General features: G+C 55.4%; 14 protein-coding genes and 7 pseudogenes. 7 read left to right on the top strand and 14 right to left on the bottom strand.

What is annotated here, in order from left to right; translation table 11 throughout:
• Positions 1–484, top strand: a 484-nt coding sequence (locus tag A3722_RS10030) for an IS30 family transposase (RefSeq protein ID WP_150120460.1), incomplete at its 5' end; no start/stop codon positions are given.
• A gap of 307 nt (positions 485–791) precedes the next feature.
• Here the strand turns inward: A3722_RS10030 and A3722_RS10020 are convergent.
• Together A3722_RS10020 and A3722_RS10015 are read right to left on the bottom strand one after the other, a co-directional pair.
• Positions 792–1,727, bottom strand: a complete 936-nt coding sequence (locus A3722_RS10020) for a TAXI family TRAP transporter solute-binding subunit (protein WP_067623476.1) — start codon at positions 1,725–1,727, stop codon at positions 792–794.
• A 27-nt stretch (positions 1,728–1,754) separates the two neighbouring features.
• Complete coding sequence (locus A3722_RS10015; protein WP_067623479.1) at positions 1,755–2,603, bottom strand: IclR family transcriptional regulator; 849 nt, start codon at positions 2,601–2,603, stop codon at positions 1,755–1,757.
• Between the two features lie 297 nt (positions 2,604–2,900).
• On the opposite strand from A3722_RS10015, the pseudogene A3722_RS10010 reads away from it, so the two are divergent.
• Positions 2,901–3,588, top strand: a pseudogene (locus tag A3722_RS10010) (IS6 family transposase).
• A gap of 211 nt (positions 3,589–3,799) precedes the next feature.
• On the opposite strand, the gene A3722_RS10005 reads toward A3722_RS10010, so the two are convergent.
• The 5 genes from A3722_RS10005 to A3722_RS09985 all read right to left on the bottom strand — a co-directional run bounded on the left by A3722_RS10005 (position 3,800) and on the right by A3722_RS09985 (position 8,470).
• Positions 3,800–4,240 carry an acyl-CoA thioesterase gene (locus tag A3722_RS10005; RefSeq protein ID WP_067623482.1) on the bottom strand — a complete coding sequence of 147 codons (441 nt, stop codon included), beginning with the start codon at positions 4,238–4,240 and terminating at the stop codon, positions 3,800–3,802.
• Positions 4,240–5,400, bottom strand: a complete 1,161-nt coding sequence (locus A3722_RS10000) for an iron-containing alcohol dehydrogenase (RefSeq protein ID WP_067623486.1) — start codon at positions 5,398–5,400, stop codon at positions 4,240–4,242. Before A3722_RS10000 ends, A3722_RS10005 begins: the two co-directional genes overlap by 1 nt.
• 288 nt (positions 5,401–5,688) lie before the next feature.
• A complete protein-coding gene (locus A3722_RS09995) occupies positions 5,689–6,681 on the bottom strand; it encodes a TRAP transporter substrate-binding protein (protein WP_067623489.1) in 993 nt (330 codons plus the stop codon).
• A gap of 23 nt (positions 6,682–6,704) precedes the next feature.
• Positions 6,705–7,967, bottom strand: coding sequence for a TRAP transporter large permease (locus A3722_RS09990; protein WP_067623492.1), 1,263 nt, complete (start codon positions 7,965–7,967; stop codon positions 6,705–6,707).
• Complete coding sequence (locus A3722_RS09985) at positions 7,964–8,470, bottom strand: TRAP transporter small permease subunit (protein WP_067623499.1); 507 nt, start codon at positions 8,468–8,470, stop codon at positions 7,964–7,966. The genes A3722_RS09990 and A3722_RS09985 overlap by 4 nt, the downstream gene beginning before the upstream one ends.
• 136 nt (positions 8,471–8,606) lie before the next feature.
• On the opposite strand from A3722_RS09985, the gene A3722_RS09980 reads away from it, so the two are divergent.
• Genes A3722_RS09980 through A3722_RS09965 form a run of 4 tightly spaced genes read left to right on the top strand, consistent with a single transcriptional unit; the run spans position 8,607 to position 12,630 of the window.
• Positions 8,607–9,356, top strand: coding sequence for a GntR family transcriptional regulator (locus A3722_RS09980; protein ID WP_161487384.1), 750 nt, complete (start codon positions 8,607–8,609; stop codon positions 9,354–9,356).
• The gene (locus A3722_RS09975; protein WP_067627127.1) at positions 9,353–10,153 is read left to right on the top strand and encodes an enoyl-CoA hydratase-related protein; all 801 of its coding nucleotides are present in this window, start codon (positions 9,353–9,355) and stop codon (positions 10,151–10,153) included. Before A3722_RS09980 ends, A3722_RS09975 begins: the two co-directional genes overlap by 4 nt.
• Before the next feature lie 7 nt (positions 10,154–10,160).
• Complete coding sequence (locus tag A3722_RS09970; RefSeq protein ID WP_067627129.1) at positions 10,161–11,684, top strand: AMP-binding protein; 1,524 nt, start codon at positions 10,161–10,163, stop codon at positions 11,682–11,684.
• A gap of 19 nt (positions 11,685–11,703) precedes the next feature.
• A complete protein-coding gene (locus A3722_RS09965) occupies positions 11,704–12,630 on the top strand; it encodes an aldo/keto reductase (protein WP_067627138.1) in 927 nt (308 codons plus the stop codon).
• Between the two features lie 83 nt (positions 12,631–12,713).
• Here the strand turns inward: A3722_RS09965 and A3722_RS09960 are convergent.
• From A3722_RS09960 to A3722_RS23970, 3 pseudogenes are all read right to left on the bottom strand, one after another.
• Positions 12,714–13,173, bottom strand: a pseudogene (locus A3722_RS09960) (IS6 family transposase); the annotation flags it as partial.
• A gap of 7 nt (positions 13,174–13,180) precedes the next feature.
• A pseudogene (gene scpB / locus A3722_RS09955) lies at positions 13,181–13,769 on the bottom strand (SMC-Scp complex subunit ScpB); the annotation flags it as partial.
• Positions 13,759–13,851, bottom strand: a pseudogene (locus tag A3722_RS23970) (DUF1403 family protein); the annotation flags it as partial. The pseudogenes A3722_RS23970 and scpB, both read right to left, overlap by 11 nt.
• 83 nt (positions 13,852–13,934) lie before the next feature.
• Here A3722_RS23970 and A3722_RS09950 point away from each other — a divergent pair.
• Positions 13,935–15,026, top strand: a pseudogene (locus tag A3722_RS09950) (IS256 family transposase); the annotation flags it as partial.
• 14 nt (positions 15,027–15,040) lie between these two features.
• Here A3722_RS09950 and A3722_RS09945 read toward each other — a convergent pair.
• The 4 genes and pseudogenes from A3722_RS09945 to A3722_RS09930 all read right to left on the bottom strand — a co-directional run.
• A pseudogene (locus tag A3722_RS09945) lies at positions 15,041–15,727 on the bottom strand (transposase); the annotation flags it as partial.
• 425 nt (positions 15,728–16,152) lie between these two features.
• Entirely contained in the window at positions 16,153–16,902 is a 750-nt protein-coding gene (locus A3722_RS09940; RefSeq protein ID WP_067627134.1) for an alpha/beta hydrolase family protein, read from the bottom strand.
• Positions 16,899–17,468: a DUF3182 family protein gene (locus tag A3722_RS09935; RefSeq protein ID WP_067627136.1), complete on the bottom strand. Its 570-nt coding sequence runs from the start codon at positions 17,466–17,468 to the stop codon at positions 16,899–16,901. The genes A3722_RS09940 and A3722_RS09935 overlap by 4 nt, the downstream gene beginning before the upstream one ends.
• Before the next feature lie 246 nt (positions 17,469–17,714).
• Positions 17,715–17,890: pseudogene (locus A3722_RS09930) on the bottom strand (IS110 family transposase); the annotation flags it as partial.

Below are 17,890 nucleotides of genomic sequence, written 5' to 3'. Positions count from 1 at the left end.
GACACGCGAGGCGTTCGGTGACTGGGAAGGCGATCTGATGATCTTTGAACGTGCCAATGGCAAGATGAACGTGGCTTCGCTCGTCGAACGCAAGACCAGGTTCGCCGTCCTGTTTCGCAACAACGACCGCAGTTCGACCCACTTCATGCGCAAGCTGATGGATGTGATGGAACCCCTACCCCAGCCGGCCCGCAAATCGATCACCTTTGACCGTGGTTTCGAATTCCGGGAGTGGAGAAAGCTCAAGTCGGGCATCGGCACTGACAGCTGGTTTTGTGACCCACAAGCACCCTGGCAAAAAGGCTCGGTCGAGAACCTCAACAAACGCGCACGGCGATATCTTCCCCGTGACACCCAGCTCGCGGCGCTCTCAAATCGCAATATGAAGGCGATTTGTGACCGCCTCAACGGCACGCCAAGAAAGTGCCTTGGTTGGCGCACACCGACGGAAGCGTTCAGGGAAGAGTTGAGGAAACTGAGATAGCGGAAACTGTCGCAACGACCCTTGAGACACCAGCACCGTGCTGGCCAGAACCATGACTATGCGGCTTCTTGCAGTCCCCGCGGAGCGGTCGCCCAGAATAAAGGCCGCCGCTGCCGCAAGCACGAGCAACAGATGTATGTTCCGCTGCAGAAAGCTTTCGAACACACCATCCAAGCCTGTCCAAAGGTGAAACCCTGCAAGCAAACAACTTGCAACAATGGCAATCTGTTTCAATTCTGGTCTCCCCCAAAGACGAATCCGGCCAGCCCCATCGCGAAGATCGGACTGGCCGACCCGAATGCTCGGATCAGTTGGCGTTGAAATACGCCTCGGCACCGGGGTGAAGTGGCGCGCCAATGCCTTGCGCTGCGGTATCAGGACCGAATTTCCTCAAAGCTGCATTTACATTATGCAGGGTTTCGGCATTCTCGACGATGGCCCGCGTGATCTTCTCGACCAGCTCGGGATCAAGGTCGGCATTGGCAATCAGCACGTTATTCGTCCCGACTGCCTGAACATCTGTATCCTGACCGTTATAGGTGCCGCCCGGAATGATGACCGAGATGTAGCCATCGTTCTGCTCCTGCAGCTTGGCGATCGTATCATCATCTACCGGGATCATGCGGACACCATTGCCCAAGGCCGCCTCGGCGATGGCACCGGATGGTACGGAAATAATTCCCGTGAATACATCCAGATGGCCATCCTTCAACTGCATGGACGCATCAGCATATGAAAGCCGTTCGATCCGCGCGGCATCCTCATAGCGCACACCGTTCAATTTCATGATTGTCTGGGTCAGCACATCCGTGGCCCCTCCGACCACACCGGGGTTGACCACCTTGCCCGCGAAATCAGCGACCGTTTGGATGTCGCTATTGGCAGGCACCGCCATCTGGTAGGGCGCGGCATAGAACCCGACAATCCCGCGGATATTCTCCTGCGGTTGCGTGAAATGCTCACCTACAGCGTTCATCGCATCGACATTCGAAGTCGACAGCGACATCGCCAGATCAAACTGGCCAGCATTCGTGCCAAGGATGTTGGATATTGTCACACCATTGACCAGACTGACCCGCGTGCCAGGAATTTCATCTTCGATGATCTTCGCAATCGCAGCACCCAGTGGGTACCACGTTCCACCCGATGGCCCTGAAGCCAACGTAATATTCTGCGCCTGCGCGCCCGTCGCGAAACAGGTGATGCCTGCAAGCAGTAAACTTTTCAGTGTATTCGTCATCATTGGGGTCTCCTCCTCCATTAACTGACTTCAAGCGATATCCCCGCTCTGGTTTGCTTCTTCCGTTGCGCCTGTATCTCGACCCGCTCCTCCAAGCAGACGGCCTTCCATATCGGACGCAGCTTCTTTCAAGGCACTAATTGCCATGTCGCGCCGGACGCCCGACAACCGCTCTGTAATAGCCGCTACCGATAAAGCGGCGACCACTTCGCCCGATGGATCGCGCACAGGCATGCCCATGCCCGTCATGCCCTGAATGACAAACCCCGGCAGATAGGTAAAACCCTGAGCCTGCGCCACTTGAACAGCAGCCGTGATCTCGTCAACGCCAACGCGGTAATTACTCAGACGAGGCCGCTGCATCTCGATCAGATGGTCACGCTCCTTATCCGGAGCCCAGGCAAGCAGGGCCAGACTGCCCGCTCCAACACCCAATGGACGCCGCCCGCCCACATTCAGCGACAGCGCCTGAATGGGATAGGTGCCGATGTAGCGTGCTACGCAAAGCGAATCCAAAGCGTTCGGCACGGACAGAAACGCGACATCTTCCAAGGTTTCCGAGAGCATGCTCAGCGCGGGTCGGGCCGCCTGGCGCAACCGTGTGGTGGTCAGCGGCGTGCCAAAACTGGTCCTGAAATCATCCGACACCCTGAAACAACGATTCCGGTCGCGCTCAATAACTCCAAGCGCACCAAGCGTCGTCAGCATCCGCGAAGCCGAGGTCTTGTGCAGATCCAGCGCAACGGAGATATCGCGTAAGCGCATGCCCGGTTCAGGAGCCGCTCCAATCAAGCGCAATACAGCAATTGCGCGCCCCACGCTCATCATGGCATCCTTCTGGATGTCTGGCTCTTTAGTCAGCACCTTTATTTCACCCATTGTCTTCAAATCCCTCTTAGCGAAACACATCATGTTTCAAATTTGTATAGTTTTTAGTTTAAAGTACAGGAAATCGCCGACATGTTCCGCTAGATGAAACTTCTGGAAGACTGCTAGGTATACTAGGGTCTGGGGCACTCACCTCTACGCAATCAAGCTACGGCCAGGTCACAACTGGCTATGTAGCTGCAATCGGTTTTTTCATAGCGTGCTGCTATGCCTTTGAATGGCATTGCCAAGTTTTTCAGCTTGCATGATCAGGTTATTTCAACGCAATGAAAATTCCCAACCAGTGTCCTGCGCCTGAAGGGCTTCCGGTTCCCTCGCGAAATCATCGCATACGCTGTTTGGGCTTACCATCGCTTCGCAATGAGCACGGCCGACGTCGAAGACCTGCTGGCCGAGCGCGGTGTGATTGTGAGCCGGGAAGCGATCCGGTTGTGGGTCAATCGCTTTGGTCCACATTTCGCAAATTGCGTCCGGCGCGATCGTCCTCGCCCCAATGACAAATGGCATCTGGATGAGGTCGTTATCTCGATTCGAGGGAAGAAACATTGGCTGTGGCGTGCCATCGACGCGGAAGGGGACGTCCTCGACATTCTCGTGCAAACGCGACGAAACGCTAAAGCAGCCAAGCGGTTTCTCCAAAGGCTGATCAATCAGTTCGGCGAGCCGAGGGTCGTGATCACCGACAAGCTGCGCAGCTATGTCAAGCCGATCAAAACATTGGCACCGGACGCTGACCACCGCGCCCACAAGGGATTGAACAACGCCATCGAAGGATCACACAGGCCGACTCGGAAGCGAGAGAAGATATTCGGCCGGTTCAAGTCACATCGGCAGGCTCAGAGGTTTCTATCCGCTCACGATCAGATCAACCTGATTTTCCGTCCCCCGATTTCAACTCACCGCAAACTCATATCCCCACGCCCGAGCTGACGCGTTCAGCCTCTGGGCAGAATACACCATCGAGATGGTGGCGTAATTTACAGACCAGCAACACCCTACGACACGCGGCCAACAACTTGGCAATGCCCCACAGAATTGCCACCCTCAATCTTCAAAAAAAGTTTGCGACAGAACCTTTCTGGACCAGTGCTAATCCTGAAACGTGTACGGTCGCGCCGGACCAGAACTCCTCAGAGCCCGAATGCTGCCGCTCCGCCACACAGATTGAGGCAGAACTCTTTTAAAGTTCAGCGGTGCATGAGCGCTGTGAATGCGGCGCGGCGGTTATCTTCGATTGGGTTTGGCCGATGGGTCTCTCTGTCTACATAAACATGGACGAAGAAGCCTTCCGCGCTGGCCTGCGGCTCATCATTGCGAAACAACCCGACCTCAAACCGGACCGAGCTTGAGCCGAGCCTTGCCACCCGCAAACCCGCAGTCACCTGATCCGGAAATGCCATTTCGGCGTGATATCTGCATCCGGTCTCGACAACCAATCCACGCGTTCGGCTTTTTCCCAAGGCAAGCAGGCCTTGTTGAACCAGCCATCCGTTCACAGCGGTATCGAACAGCGAATAGTGGACGACGTTATTCATATGCCCATAGATGTCATTGTCCATCCATCGTGTTTGGATTGGATAGAATGTCGAATAATCAGAGCGTTGACCAATCGCGGGTCGTTTGGACATCACCAAGCAGCCTTATAGATGTCGAATGCATCCTGTTCGGAAACCGGGCGCGGATTATTCACCAACAACCGTTGCTGCAACATCGCGTCCGAGGCCATTTTCCCAATCGCATCTTCCGGGATGTCCACGTCACGCAAACGGGTCTGCATCTTGAGGCTCGACGATAACTTTGCCAGTGCCCCGATGAAGGCATCACAGCGTTCTTCACTGTTTTCAATCGTGGAAAGTTGTGGAAACGCGTCTGCGGCAATCTCAGCGTAAAGCGCATTGGCCTCTGAGGCATTGAAGCGAAGGACGTGTGGTAGAACAAGAGCATTCGACAAACCGTGAGGCACATGGAAAGTGCCGCCAATCGGATAGGCCAGAGCGTGAACCGCAGCCACCGGCGAATTAGCAAAGGCTTGTCCAGCCAGAATGGACCCCAGCAACATAGCCCCGCGAGCGTCCCGGTTGGTACCGTCGAATACGGCGGTTTCAATGTTGGCACCCAATAGGCGCAAAGCCTCACGGGCCAGCATTCTTGAGTGAGGGTTGTTGTTGGGATTTTTTGAAGCATAGGCCTCGATGGCATGCACCATTGCGTCCACGCCAGTTGCCGCTGTGATATGGGGCGGTAAGCCGAGGGTGAGTTCCGCGTCAAGAATTGCTATGTCAGGTAATATTTCCGCCGACGATACCCCGCGCTTCTCTTCGGCACCGACTGTGATGATAGATACCGGCGTAACTTCAGACCCTGTGCCCGCCGTTGTAGGGACCAAAACAAGAGGGAGCCGCGGGCCTTTGGCTTGGGCCACACCCCATACGTCATCCAGATCTTCGCCGGACCCCAGCAACAGCGCGACCAGTTTCGCGATATCGAGAGATGATCCACCGCCAAACCCCAAGACGCCAGTAATGCCAGCCGCACGGCCTGCTTCAACGGCGGCCATAAGCGTCTCGCGTGATGGATCGGCTTCGACGCTGTCAAAAATCGTTACAGTATGCCCAGCGGTTTCCAAGGATGAAATCGCTGCATCGCAAAGACCGAGCGAGCGCAGAACAGGGTCAGTGACCAAAAAGCAATGCGTGCCCAATGTCTTGCCTGCGATGTCGGCTAGGTGCGCAGACGCGCCAGTTTCGAAGACGACCGATTTGGTCGTGTTGAATACAAATGGTGTCATGGGATGACCTTTCGGTTTTCAATTCGTGGCTCCTTCGTTAATGAAGCATGGACCGAATTACTCATACACGGAAGATCAGATACTCTCCGATACCGAGCGGCCCCACACGGCCCTCGACCAACGATCACCCAACGACGCATTCTTCGATACAAACGAACCCAAAAGGCGGCATGAAACCAACCAAATTACATCTTAGCTGAGCCACAACCCTGTCCGAAAAAGCAGGACCACTTCAGGAAGCCCTGCCGAAAACCGGCAGGGCTAGCTTCGTGAGAACGGAGGTTCACCTTAGTCTGCGGCTACCACTTCTTCCCAACGCTGCATGAGTTTCGCGGCCGCCTCTCCATTATCTTTCACAAAAGACTGGTAAATCGGTTGCATCCGCTCTCTAAGCCGCTTGTTTTCATCATCCGATACCTCAACCACATTCTGCGCTTGCGAGATGACTTGTTCATGAAGCTCCTCTTGCTCAGCGGCGAAGTTGTCACGCGACCAAGTGACTGTCTCTTCCACGGCTTCTCCAACGGCGGCTTTAGCATCATCGCTCAGCGCGTCGTATTTCGCTTTGTTCATGAGCAGAAGATACGGAGCGCGAACAACAGTTGCAGCGAGATAGGTAGGCGCGACGTCAGCCAGTCCATAATTTACGTAGGACGACCACGTCGTCGAGATGCCATCCACTGTACCTGTTTGAAGCGCTAAGAACTGCTCTGCGGCACTCAACATTGTTACTGAAGCGCCCAATTCGCGGAGCGCATCGTCGGAAAGCCCACCTGCGCCCCGGATCTTCATGCCTGCCATGCCATCAACTGACTCGACTTCCCTTCTAAGAAATATCTGGGCTGGCCCTGATGAGTTTACAACGCCGAGATATTTTACGCCGAACTGTTCGAAGGTCTGATCTAACAACTCTACTGTCTCTGGGTCCTGTGCCAGCTCATACATCGCAGCGTCGTCATATGCTGGAGGGGGAAAAGGCAGCGAGAATATGTTGATGATAGGGACTTGGCCAGAAAGATATCCGGCATAAACAGAGTAGATGTCAACGACGCCCTGAGAAGTCGCCTGAAGCGCCTCACGTCCCTTGACCAAAGACTCGTTTGGATAAACGTCGACATTCAATTCCTCGGTTTTCTCATTCAGCACATCAGCAAAGTACTGGGCTGTTTTTCCGCGAAAGTCTTCAGGCGCAAAGTAGTGCCCGAGGTTCAACGTTTGCTGTGCGGCAAGCGGGGTTGTCGCAAGTGCAAATATTGCTGATATAAGTGTTTGTTTTAGCATTAGGTTTCCTCCCTAGATTTCGGTCAATAGAGCACCAGGCCCGGAAAGAGGCAAAGAGCCACGAGCATAACAACATACATTGCCATCAATGGTGCGGTTCCCCGGATAACCTGACCGAGACTGGTTCCCGGGGCACAAGACTTCACGACGTATAAGCAGAGACCGACGGGTGGAGTGACAACCGCCAGGCTCATATTCACCATCAATACGATGGCGAACCACACCGGATCGAAGCCCAAGGCGATAACGGTGGGAAAGATGACAGGCATCGTGATCAGGATGATCGAAGTTACTTCAAGAAACATGCCAAGCACAAAATAGGCCAACATGATCAAAACGAAAATTACCCAAGGCGAAACTTCGAGCCCTACAGTGATAGCCGTCAGTTCTTGCGGCATTCTTGTAATCCCCAGCAAGTAACCGAAGAGCATTGCTCCGATCAGAACGAACAGCAGCATCGCGCTCGTTCTTGCCGACGCCAGCAAAGCTATTTTGATGCGCTCTCGTGTAAGACGGCCTTGAACAGCTGCAATCACGATGGCACCGACGGCACCAACCCCAGCCGCCTCAGTTGGTGTCGCCAATCCGAGATAGATCGAGCCAATTACAAGAATAATCAGGAGAACGATGGGCAACGAAAGTTTTGCGGAATTTAGTGCCGAACCGCTTTCGATAGGTTCAAATGTCAGTCTGGAACGTCGAACCATGACACTTACACAGATACAACAAAGCAGTGTAATGAGGATCCCAGGTAGGATCCCGGCCAAAAATAGAGCCGCAATTGGCGTCTCTGTAACCACCCCATAAAGGATGAGAGGCAGGCTGGGCGGGATGATCATGCCAAGGGGGCTCGCTCCTGCTACGCTCCCAGCTGCAATATGTCGGGGGTAGCCGCGTGCCAGCATCTGAGGGATCGCTACTCCACCAATAACGGCCGCTACTCCGACTCCGGTTCCGCTGACGGCACCAAAGATTGCACAGGCAACAACCGATGCGACTGCCTGCCCGCCGCGAATCTTACCAAGTAATCTCTCCACAGCAATAAACAGGTCGCGACCGATGCCCGTTACTGCAATCACCTCGCTCATCAGAACAAAAAGAGGTATGGCTGTGAGGACGAATTCGGATGTCGTGGCCCAAGCCGTGTTGGACATAACCGGCAGGCTCGTAATGCCACCAGTGATCAAAAGGCCGATCAAAGTCGTCCCCGCCAGAGAGAAAGCTACTGGTACGCCGATGAGGATCAGTAGAAGCAGTACTGCTAGAAAAGTGAACCCGAGGATCATTCTGCGTCCCCTCTAATATAGCGGCGACCTGAGATCGTGTCTGCGAGACCTATCAAGCTCTGCAGCAAAAGGGCGAGCGCCCCGAGAGGGATAAGCATTTGGGGGATCCAGAGCGGTGTTGCGAGCAGCGTCATAGAACGCCAGCCGAACGTGTAGTTAGCGATCGCCATATTCCAACCGGTCCAAAGCAGTACCGCAGAAATGCAGATGGCCACCAAAAACATTGCTAGGTCAGAGAACTTTCGCCCTCTCGGTCCGGTGGTTTCAGCAAGGAGTTCCATCCGGATGTGGCCGTCCTGCCGCAGCGTCCAAGCGGCGCCAAGGAAAGCCACGGCGACCAGCATGTAGCTTGATAACTCAGTGACCCAGGCAGTGGGCCTATTAAATGCGTAGCGCACTATGACCTCGTAAGTCACAGACAGCGCCATGATGAGAATTACCAATGCACAGATCCAGAAGAGGACCCGACTGAGCGCTTCACATACAAATCTGATCTGGGCCATCGACCTCCCCTTCGAGTGGCTTCTTGCCGGAAACTTGTTCCAACAACATCAATCGATACACATTCCTATTTACTCTGTATACACTTTTTTGATAGAATGCATTTATAAATGCTAAACCCGTATGCGAAAGCGACTGATGACTAAGCTGGAAGATACCATTGCAGAGAGAGAAGGCAGCCAGTCCGAAATTGTAAGACAGGCGTTGGGAGAGGATATTATGACGGGCCAACTCAAGCCCGGCGAGTTTCTGTCCGAAGGGCGAATCGCAGAACGGTTCGGCGTCTCGCGCACTCCAGTCAGAGAAGCTATTCGCAGCCTTTCAGGGGATGGCCTTGTAACCCTACGGCCGAACCAACGGGCCGTGGTGCGTGGCCAAACCGCCGCAGAGATCCTCGATCAGTTCGAAGCGATGGCCGAACTTGAGGCGGCTTGCACCCGGCTCGCAGCACGGCGCCGTAGTGAAAGTGTCCTAGCTCGCATGGAAGCTGCACAAGCGGAGTGCCGAGCCCGCGCAGATAGTACGGATCCGCATCTTTACTATGTTGCTAATGTTAAGTTCCACGAGGCAATATATGAGGCAGCGGAAAACGACTACCTCCGGTCCGAGACGCTTAAGCTAAGAGATCGCCTGCGCTTTCTCCGTATAAGCCAAGGCCACTTGCCCGGTCGCCTTGCCGGATCGTCATCAGAACACGACGCTGTTCTCAGCGCTATCCGAGAGCACAAAGAGGCCGAAGCGGCAGAGGCAATGCGCATGCATCTGATTGTTCAAGGCGAAAGCTTGCGAAGCATGCTGCAGCACACTGATGCAACTGGCATCGTCCACCTTGCTGAGATGCAGCCAGGCTTTGGGCATTCAGGCAGCTACGAGGAGATCGCAGAATGACAACCGCAGCCATGTTACCAGCCGTCATTAAATCCGAAACTGGAGCAATTGCCACACTTACATTGAGAAATCCGCAGCGCCGCAATGCAATGACCCAAGCCATGTGGAATGCTCTGACTGACGCGGCGCGTGAACTGGCGAACCGTTCAGATATTCGCGTCGTAATCATTCGTGGCGATGGGGATGTCGCCTTTGCGTCTGGAGCTGACATTAGCGAATTTGGTAAAGCCCGCCGCAGCTCAGACCAGGCCGAAGCCTATCACGCAACTGTCCAGGAGGCACTAGATGCGATTGAGGCGATCCCTTATCCGGTCATCGCCCAAATTCGTGGTTTCTGCATCGGAGCGGGCACCGCGATCGCGTTGGCGTGTGACTTGCGCTATCTCGATGCCTCGGTGCGGTTCGGAATACCAGCAGCCAAACTTGGGATCGGCTATAGCCCGCCATGGATAGACAGGCTGGCACAGGTTGTCGGCCACTCAACAGCGGCAGAGATTCTCATGTCAGCAAAGCTCTTTGATGTCGAAAAGGCCCAACGCTGTGGCTTTGCCAACGAAGTATTGCCCGTTGAAGAACTTGATAGCTTCGTTTCTGAAAGGGCGACGCTATTTGCGGCTAATGCGCCATTGACCTTGCGCGCGGCCAAAACCTGCCTTCGCGAACTTTCAAAACCTGAGCATACACGCGATTGGTCTTCCGTCGTGGACGCCGCCCAACGATGCGTTGACAGCAGCGATTACCAGACCGCTTTGAAAGCGTTCGCCGAGAAGCGGACACCAGAATTTCTTGGGGAATAGAACCAGCATGACGAGAAGCAAAACGGCTACCCCGAAAACACTTATCGAAGCGCTGGAGATCCAAGCGAGAGAGAGGCCCGAGGCTCCTGCTTTCATCGAGACTAACGAACGCGGACGGGACGAAGTCACGACCTATGGTGACAGTTTGCAAAAGGTCGAGGAAATTGCTGCAAGATTGAAATCTGCAGGCGTTCAGCCCGGGGATAGAGTCGCAGTTAGGCTATCCAAATCAGTCGCCAGCATGCTGCTATTTTTCGCAGTTACACGTGCGGGTGCGGTCTACGTTCCTATCAATCCTGATTTTACAGAACGTGAATCTTCAGTGCTGATCGAGGACTCGATGCCAGTGCTTCTAATTGACAACAGAGGATGCAATACATCTTTGCCGCACGAAATTCGAAATTTCAGCTTTGGCACCAACCAACCGAACGATCTCCTTGCAATCGAGCCGACCTCACTTCCCCCTTCTCCTGATGCGCAAAGCGGGGCGACGATGCTTTTTACCTCCGGCACTACTGGACGCCCCAAAGGTGCCCCGTTGACGCATGAGAACCTGCTGTCCAATGTGCTCGCGCTCGCAGATGCGTGGGGAGTTTCGCATGAAGACCGACTACTGCATGTCCTTCCAGTATTTCATGGCCATGGTCTTTTTCTAGGTATTGCGATGATGATCGTGCGCGGCGCAACGGTCAGGCTTCTGCCAAAGTACGAGGCCGAGGCAACCTTACGGTATCTTCCGGAAGCAACTGTGTTCATGGCAGTTCCTGCCATCTATACTAGGCTACTGGAACATAAGGAGTTCACACAAAAAGTTTGTCGCAAGCTGCGCCTCGCGACATCTGGCTCGGCTCCGTTATCACCCGAAGTGTTCGAAGCCCTTCGGTTGCGGATGGGCATCCCGGTGGTTGAACGGTACGGCCTAACCGAGACCTGCATCCTGACAACCAATCCGATTGACGGAAGCGCGCGCGTTGGTTCCGTAGGGCGCCCGTTGTCCTGCGTAGAACTTCGCATCACAAACGACGAGAACGTAGCACTGGAATCTGGACAGGCAGGACGCGTGCAGGTTCGCGGACCTTCCGTCATTGAGGGATACTGGCGGCGGCCTGAACTAAAAGAAGACTGGACTTTGGATGGGTGGTTCGACACCGGCGACCTCGGACAGAAAGATGAAGATGGCTATCTCTGGCTGGTAGGCAGGAAAAAGGATCTCATCATCACTGGGGGATTCAATGTCTATCCGCGAGAGATCGAGATTGAATTGGAAGCTCTCGAAGGCGTAGCCGAAGCAGTGGTTTTTGGCGTTCCCCATCCAGACTTTGGTGAGGGTGTCATGGCCGCAGTGCGTCCTGAAAGCGATAAAATGGTAAATCTGAAGTCGCTGGAGAGCGCACTCGGTGAGAAGCTAGCAAGGTACAAGAGGCCTAAGAGGATAATCATACTTGAGGAATTTCCGCGCAACCAAATGGGAAAGGTCCTCAAGACTGACCTGCGAAAGAGTTACGCAAATGAATTTGCCAAAACACCATAGCTGGATAGAGGAGAAGCAGATGCTAACCACCATCAGCGGAAAGTCCCTCGGCCCCGCGATTTTTGGGGCCATGCAATGCGGTGATGCTGCAGATACTAAGGAAAGCGAAGCAATGTTTCGCGCCTGTTTAGAGATAGGGATACGCCATTTTGATACCGCGCATTCGTACACCGAAGGCGAGTCTGAACTCATCCTAGGCCGTTTTGCGGCATCAATGCGTGAGGATTTATTCATTGCGACCAAGGGCGGCCTAAGTGGCGGTGCAGGGCGCGCCAACCTCTCAACGCAATTTAACGAGTCACTTAGCAGGCTCAAATTGGACTCTGTTGACCTCCTTTATCTTCATCGGTTTGACCCGAGCACACCTCTTGAACGGACAATGGAGTTCTACGCAGAGCAGAAACAAGCCAAACGTTTCCGCTACCTTGGAGTTTCGAATTGTGCCGCATGGGAGGTCATGAAAGCGCGTGAGGTCGCAGCCAGTTTTGATTTGAACATTGATGTCGTCCAGCCAATGTTCAGCTTGGTCAAGCGGCAAGCCGAAGTCGAAATTCTCCCCATGTGTGCGAGCGAGGGGATGTTAGCTGCCACATATTCTCCCTTAGGCGGCGGGCTTCTAACCGGCAAATATTCATCTGGCTTCAGTGGCAGGCTCACCGAGAACGCCAAATATGCAAAGCGGTACGGTGAAAAATGGATGTACGAGGCAGCAGCGGCTCTTGCTAAGTTGGCGCGCGAAGAAAACGTACATCCGGCTTCGCTTGCGATCGCGTGGGTGACACACCACAGCACAAAGCCTCGCCCAATCATTTCCGCGAAATCGCTTGAGCAGTTGTCACCTTCACTAATAGGCACCAAACTTGCGCTCTCAACGCCACTCTACGAGATGCTATCCAAACTTACGCCAACGCCTGCACCAGCAACCGATCGGCTCGAGGAGGCATAGCAAGCAAACACAGTCGGATAGGCGGCTGAGGGTGCTGTCAGACAAATTCGAACCAGTCTCAGTTCCCCAGCGATCTCAATCTTTTAGGCTGCGTAGAGGCCCCGCCACTCGTCCAGAGCGGCAGCACGGTTCAGCTTGAAGTTTGATCGGCTGTAGAGGTGGCGCTCCGCATTGAAATCGTCGTGGACTGAGGCGTGGACGGCGACGAATTTCTGTAAAGTTCGCATGCGTCGAAAGCCAAGCATGGCCCGTTCCCGCCTTCGAAATGGCTGGTGTGAATTCTCGGCTGGATTGTTGAGCCAGCGGCCAGTTTCCTGTTTGTCCACATTGCCGATGACCTTCAGCGCCGCGCCGTAGGAACGTAGTTTGTCGGTGACGAAGATATGTGGTCGACCATGACGTTTCATGGTTTTCCTGAGGAATTTCAATGCGGCTCTGCGATCGCGGCGCTTTGTGGCAAAGCTTTCCAGGACTTCCCCTTTCGTGATCCACAGCCCGCCAAAGATAGTGCGTCTCGCCGTTGATCTTGACGAATACCTCGTCTCTCTACAGTTAGGCCCGCGTCTTCCAACTGTTCTTTATCGGGTAGATCGCGCAAAGTTTCCAAGTCAAACGCGATTAGGAACTGCTCAGTGGTCACATAGGTCAACGGCGCGCCTCGGCGAGCGCGGCCCGGACCCGATCAGCTCACGTGCATGCAAGCGCCCGATCAAGTCGCGGCTGATCTCTTTGCCGAAAATATCCTTGAGCCCGTCACGGGTGATCGGCTGATGGTAGGCGATGGCGGCCAGCACGGCGACGTCGAATTCGTTCAGGTTCAGCTGCTGACCTCCTACGTCCGCTGCGGCGCGGATCGCCGGAGCATAAGCAGACCGCGTGCGCATCATCCAGCCGCCAGCGACTTGAGCGAGCTCGAAGGATCGCCCCTCCAATTCAACGGCCAAGTCTTCGACCAACAAAGCAACGGACGCCCCGTGCCCGGCCACGCGGGCCAAATCATTGCTTGTCACTGGAGACGCGGAGGAAAAAAGGACAGCCTCGATCCGACGCATCCATTCCCGCCAGCGCAGCTCTTGCGGCAGACCGGTCAACTCGTGGTCCAGCTCGGGTTTGTCTTTCGCCCTCCCTTCAAACTCCATAGAGCCGAAAGGTGTCCCGCCCGGTCAGTTCCCGCACCGCACCGAGTTCGACCAACCTGTCGCAGAGACGGAGAAACGCGCGAAAGTTGGTGATGCCCTGAGGGGCGGCATATCATGGCGGTGTCGAGTCGCCGTCAATTCTCTGCTGAGAAAGGAATATGCCACATGTCAGAGACTACCATCACCCAACTGCCCGATCCATCGGTTTTTTCATCGGACCCCTTCACCGACATTCTGCGCGATGGCGCACGCAAGCTGATCGAACAGGCGATCCATGCCGAACTGGCCGCGCTGATGAACGCCTTTTCCGGTGAAAGGCTGGAGGACGGGCGGGCACGCCTGGTGCGTCATGGTCACTTGCCGGAACGCGAGGTGATGACCGGCATTGGGCCGGTGCCGGTGAAAGTGCCGCGCGTGCGGGATCGAGCCGCCGGCGAAGAAAAGATCACCTTCACGCCCAGCATCCTGCCGCGCTATCTGCGCAAGGCGAAATCTGTCGAGGAACTGCTGCCATGGCTTTACCTCAAGGGCCTATCCACAGGCGATTTCACCGAGGCCTTGGAGGCGCTGCTGGGCCCGAATGCCAAGGGCCTGTCCGCAAAGACCGTCACGCGACTGAAGGCTGATTGGTGGCAAGACTATGAGGCTTGGCAGAAACGCGACCTTGGCAACCGGCGGTTTCTCTACATCTGGGCCGACGGGGTCTACTTTAAACCTCGGATGGCTGAAGAAAAACAATGTGTTCTGGTGATCGTGGGCGCCGATGAGTATGGCCGCAAAGAGCTGTTGGCCATGACTGACGGTTTCCGCGAAAGCACGCAAAGCTGGCGCGAGGTTCTGCTTGATCTCAAGCGGCGCGGCCTGAAACAGGACCCGAAGCTGGCCGTCGGCGACGGTGCCTTGGGGTTCTGGACGGCCCTGCGTGAGGTGTTTGCCACGACCAAGGAACAAAGATGTTGGGTCCACAAAACTATGAACGTGCTGAACGCGATGCCGAAATCCATCCAAGCCAAGGCCAAAGGCCATCTGCACGATATTTGGCAGGCCGAGACAAAAGCCAAGGCCAACGTCGCCTTCGACTTCTTCGTCGAAACCTATGGCGTGAAATGGGATAAGGCGGTCGCCAAGCTGGTCAAGGACAGGAACGCGCTGCTGACCTTCTATGACTATCCGGCGGAACACTGGAAACACAACCGGACGTCAAACCCAATCGAAAGCACATTCGCCACCGTCCGTCATCGAACCAAACGGACTGAACGACTACCGGCTGGTGCCGGTAGATCGGCGAGAAACTGACCCCAGGCTGCTTTGCTCTCGCCGCCCATATTCTTGATGGAAAGCAGCACTTTCTGTCCGTCCCGGCGCAAGCCTATGGCCGCCAGCACCGAAATGTTCGTGGCCTTTTTATCGATGCGTGTCTTGATCACCGTGCCGTCAAGGATCAGCCGGACGATGTCCTCATTGGCCAGGTCGCGGGCAACCCAGGCGTCCCAGTCGACCTTCACCTTGCGCCAGGCCCGGCTGACCACATCCTTGCTCACCGCCCCTTCAAACAGCCCATACAGCGCCCGTTTCACGCGCCGCGTGTTGGTCCCGGCCAGATAGACCGAAGCAATCAGGGCCTCAGCCTTCTTGGTCAGCCGCTGATAGCGCGGCAGCGCCTTCGAGCGCCATTCGGTGATCTTGCCGGTCTCATCGATGGCGCGGGCGCGGGGCACACTCACCGTTTCCGCGCCGAAGGTGCCGACAAGCTGACGCTCGCGATGTCCGTGTCGGTAGCCCATAGGTTTATTGGTGCCCCGATCATAACGGCAGCGCCCCAGAAACGCGTCCAGCTCCTATTCGAAGACAGCTTCGATCGTGGCGCGGATATTCTCTCGTAGCCGATCCTCGATCGGATCGTAGCCCGCTTCATTGGCCAGTAGCGAAAGCGCAGCAGTATCGGTATTGTTCTTCACGGCGTGATCTCCTTGGCGGTTGCGGCCACCGGTTGGGTGGGTTCAAGTTCACCCGGAGATTACGCCAACTTCAAATTTCCCACCACCTTCGCGACACGACCACCACTTCGCCGTCGTGAATCTAATCAACTGGCACCGGGCGGGTGAAGATGTCGAGCGGGAACTACCGGTCTTCTCGACTTTTCTGGGTCACACCAATGTGCGCGACACCTGCTGGGCGCCTCTCCTACCAGGGATTCATAATGGCCACGAAGACAAGTGTCGCGTAGCCCTCTATTGGGATCATCCTCAATTTGTGTGGCGAAACGGAAGCATTCGAGCCCTGAGCAAGTTTGGGCCGGCTCGCAGTATCTACGACAAGTTATCCGACAACTTCCGCTTCATAACCCACGAGAATTTTGGGGGGCTGAAGTAGAAACGGCAAATCACTTCGATTTTCCGCGACGGGCGCCCAGAACCATCTCGGTTGTCCAATTCGCAAGGAGCAAAGTGTAGGCCCGCTGACAGGGCTCGGTCGAGAGTGCGTGATCTGCTCCGTCAATAATACGATAGCTCAGCGAGTGAACTTTAGAGAAAGCCGCCCGATAGCTTACAATTGTCTGGCGTGGAATAAGATGATCGTACTCGGATTCGACGATCAAGACATCGCCGACGAAGTTTGAACAGGCCCGCAGCGCCCGGTTCTCCGAAGGAGCCACTGGACCGCGCCGATATGCGGCCAATAATTCTGGATCAAGCTGTCGCTTCGGCACGTCCCATTCCTCGTCTTTGTAGAGGGCCGGCACCCGGAGGGCGAGCCAACGAACTTGTCGTAGCGAAGTCAAAATCGCAGCGAGGTAGCCGCCATAGCTGCTGCCCACGATCGCGATTGCGGTGTTGTCGACTGCGGGATGTTTTGCCAGCAGGTCGTAAGCTGCCAGCGCGTCTTTCAGGTTATGCTCCCGCGTGACCGTATCGTGCCTGCCAGACGTCTTGGCATGGCCGCGCATATCAAAGGTTAGGCATACGCAGCCCAGAGCGGCGATATCGCGTGATCGGGTCAGATCACGCTCCTGACTGCCACCCCACCCATGTAAGAATAGCACGCCTGGCATCTTTGTTGAGGGAGCCGCAAGAGTGGCGGCAAGTTTTTCATCTTCCGTCACGATCTCTAGAGCTTCGTGTCGCGTCGTCATGTCTCGACCATGGCATATTTTACAATTGACCCACCGTACTCGTCCGACCCGCGATAGAAGGTTATCGCCCCTTCAGGCACCTGAGTTTCCTCTCCGTATTTTTCGACGGAGGACGCTCGCAGTACGTCCAGCGAGGAATCCGCCTGAAATGCCTCGAGTGCCAGCACCTCGGCGGAAGTGGCTCCGCCAACACGCCAAGATTGCTCGAGCACCCCGGACCTCCATGTGCCGCGTGCATCTAGACCTTGCGCGACATCGTAATTGCGGCGTGACGCGAGAAAACCTTCGAAGCAATCTGAGGCCGCGTCATCGAAAACCCGGGCCTGGGCTATGGCTCGTTGCGCGGCCTCCGGATTCTCGCGTCGCTGCAGCGCGGTCAAGTCGCCGCGGATCACGATGAGGTCGGAACCGCCATAAACGACCTCACCTGCATTGTTGCGGACGCTCCGTTGGGTTCCATAATATGACGCAACCAACCCTGCCACGCGAACCTGACCGACACTGTAGGTCGTCACCTCTTTGAGATTTTCCTCTAGGGCCTTCTGTGGTTGCCGCCCGTAGTGCAAGAATTTTTTGACCCTATTGGCGAGTGATCGAGTGCGGTCTTCTGTAAGGCCTCGAGATGCGGCACTTCCAAAAGCCGCGGGCCGGGATGGTGATCAGCGGATCAGGTCCAAATCTGTTGAGCGAGCTCTGAGCTCGTAGGCCCTAACTGGTTTTCCCAATCCAGATCTATTCGATCGTTTTGCCCATTCAGGTCGTCGTCTTCTTACACTCCCCTTGGCACCGTCGCTAGCAGTTCAACAAGAGCATCATGCCGCGACTGCCAGCGCCGGATCCTTGTAATCTTCGTTCTTTGTCAGCATCGCCCAGATTTGCCGGGCCATCTTATTGGCCAGCGCGATAGCGACCAGCATCTTGGGCTTGCGCGCCAACAATCGTGATAGCCAGCTGCCCTCCGTAATTGTGCGCCGTCCGAGCCAGCCCA

It is taken from the genome of Sulfitobacter sp. HI0027 (genome assembly GCF_001634775.1).
Classification (GTDB): domain Bacteria; phylum Pseudomonadota; class Alphaproteobacteria; order Rhodobacterales; family Rhodobacteraceae; genus Sulfitobacter.
Note: the sequence above shows the minus strand (reverse complement) of the source record. Positions and strands in the feature narration are given on the sequence as shown.

Coding starts and splice junctions, on each gene's coding strand:
- A3722_RS10015 (WP_067623479.1), bottom strand. CDS start 2,603: ATGGGTGAAATAAAGGTGCTGACTAAAGAGCCAGACATCCAGAAGGAT.
- A3722_RS09965 (WP_067627138.1), top strand. CDS start 11,704: ATGCTAACCACCATCAGCGGAAAGTCCCTCGGCCCCGCGATTTTTGGG.
- A3722_RS09975 (WP_067627127.1), top strand. CDS start 9,353: ATGACAACCGCAGCCATGTTACCAGCCGTCATTAAATCCGAAACTGGA.
- A3722_RS09940 (WP_067627134.1), bottom strand. CDS start 16,902: ATGACGACGCGACACGAAGCTCTAGAGATCGTGACGGAAGATGAAAAA.
- A3722_RS10000 (WP_067623486.1), bottom strand. CDS start 5,400: ATGACACCATTTGTATTCAACACGACCAAATCGGTCGTCTTCGAAACT.
- A3722_RS09990 (WP_067623492.1), bottom strand. CDS start 7,967: ATGATCCTCGGGTTCACTTTTCTAGCAGTACTGCTTCTACTGATCCTC.
- A3722_RS10020 (WP_067623476.1), bottom strand. CDS start 1,727: ATGATGACGAATACACTGAAAAGTTTACTGCTTGCAGGCATCACCTGT.
- A3722_RS10005 (WP_067623482.1), bottom strand. CDS start 4,240: ATGTCCAAACGACCCGCGATTGGTCAACGCTCTGATTATTCGACATTC.
- A3722_RS09980 (WP_161487384.1), top strand. CDS start 8,607: ATGACTAAGCTGGAAGATACCATTGCAGAGAGAGAAGGCAGCCAGTCC.
- A3722_RS09985 (WP_067623499.1), bottom strand. CDS start 8,470: ATGGCCCAGATCAGATTTGTATGTGAAGCGCTCAGTCGGGTCCTCTTC.
- A3722_RS09970 (WP_067627129.1), top strand. CDS start 10,161: ATGACGAGAAGCAAAACGGCTACCCCGAAAACACTTATCGAAGCGCTG.
- A3722_RS09995 (WP_067623489.1), bottom strand. CDS start 6,681: ATGCTAAAACAAACACTTATATCAGCAATATTTGCACTTGCGACAACC.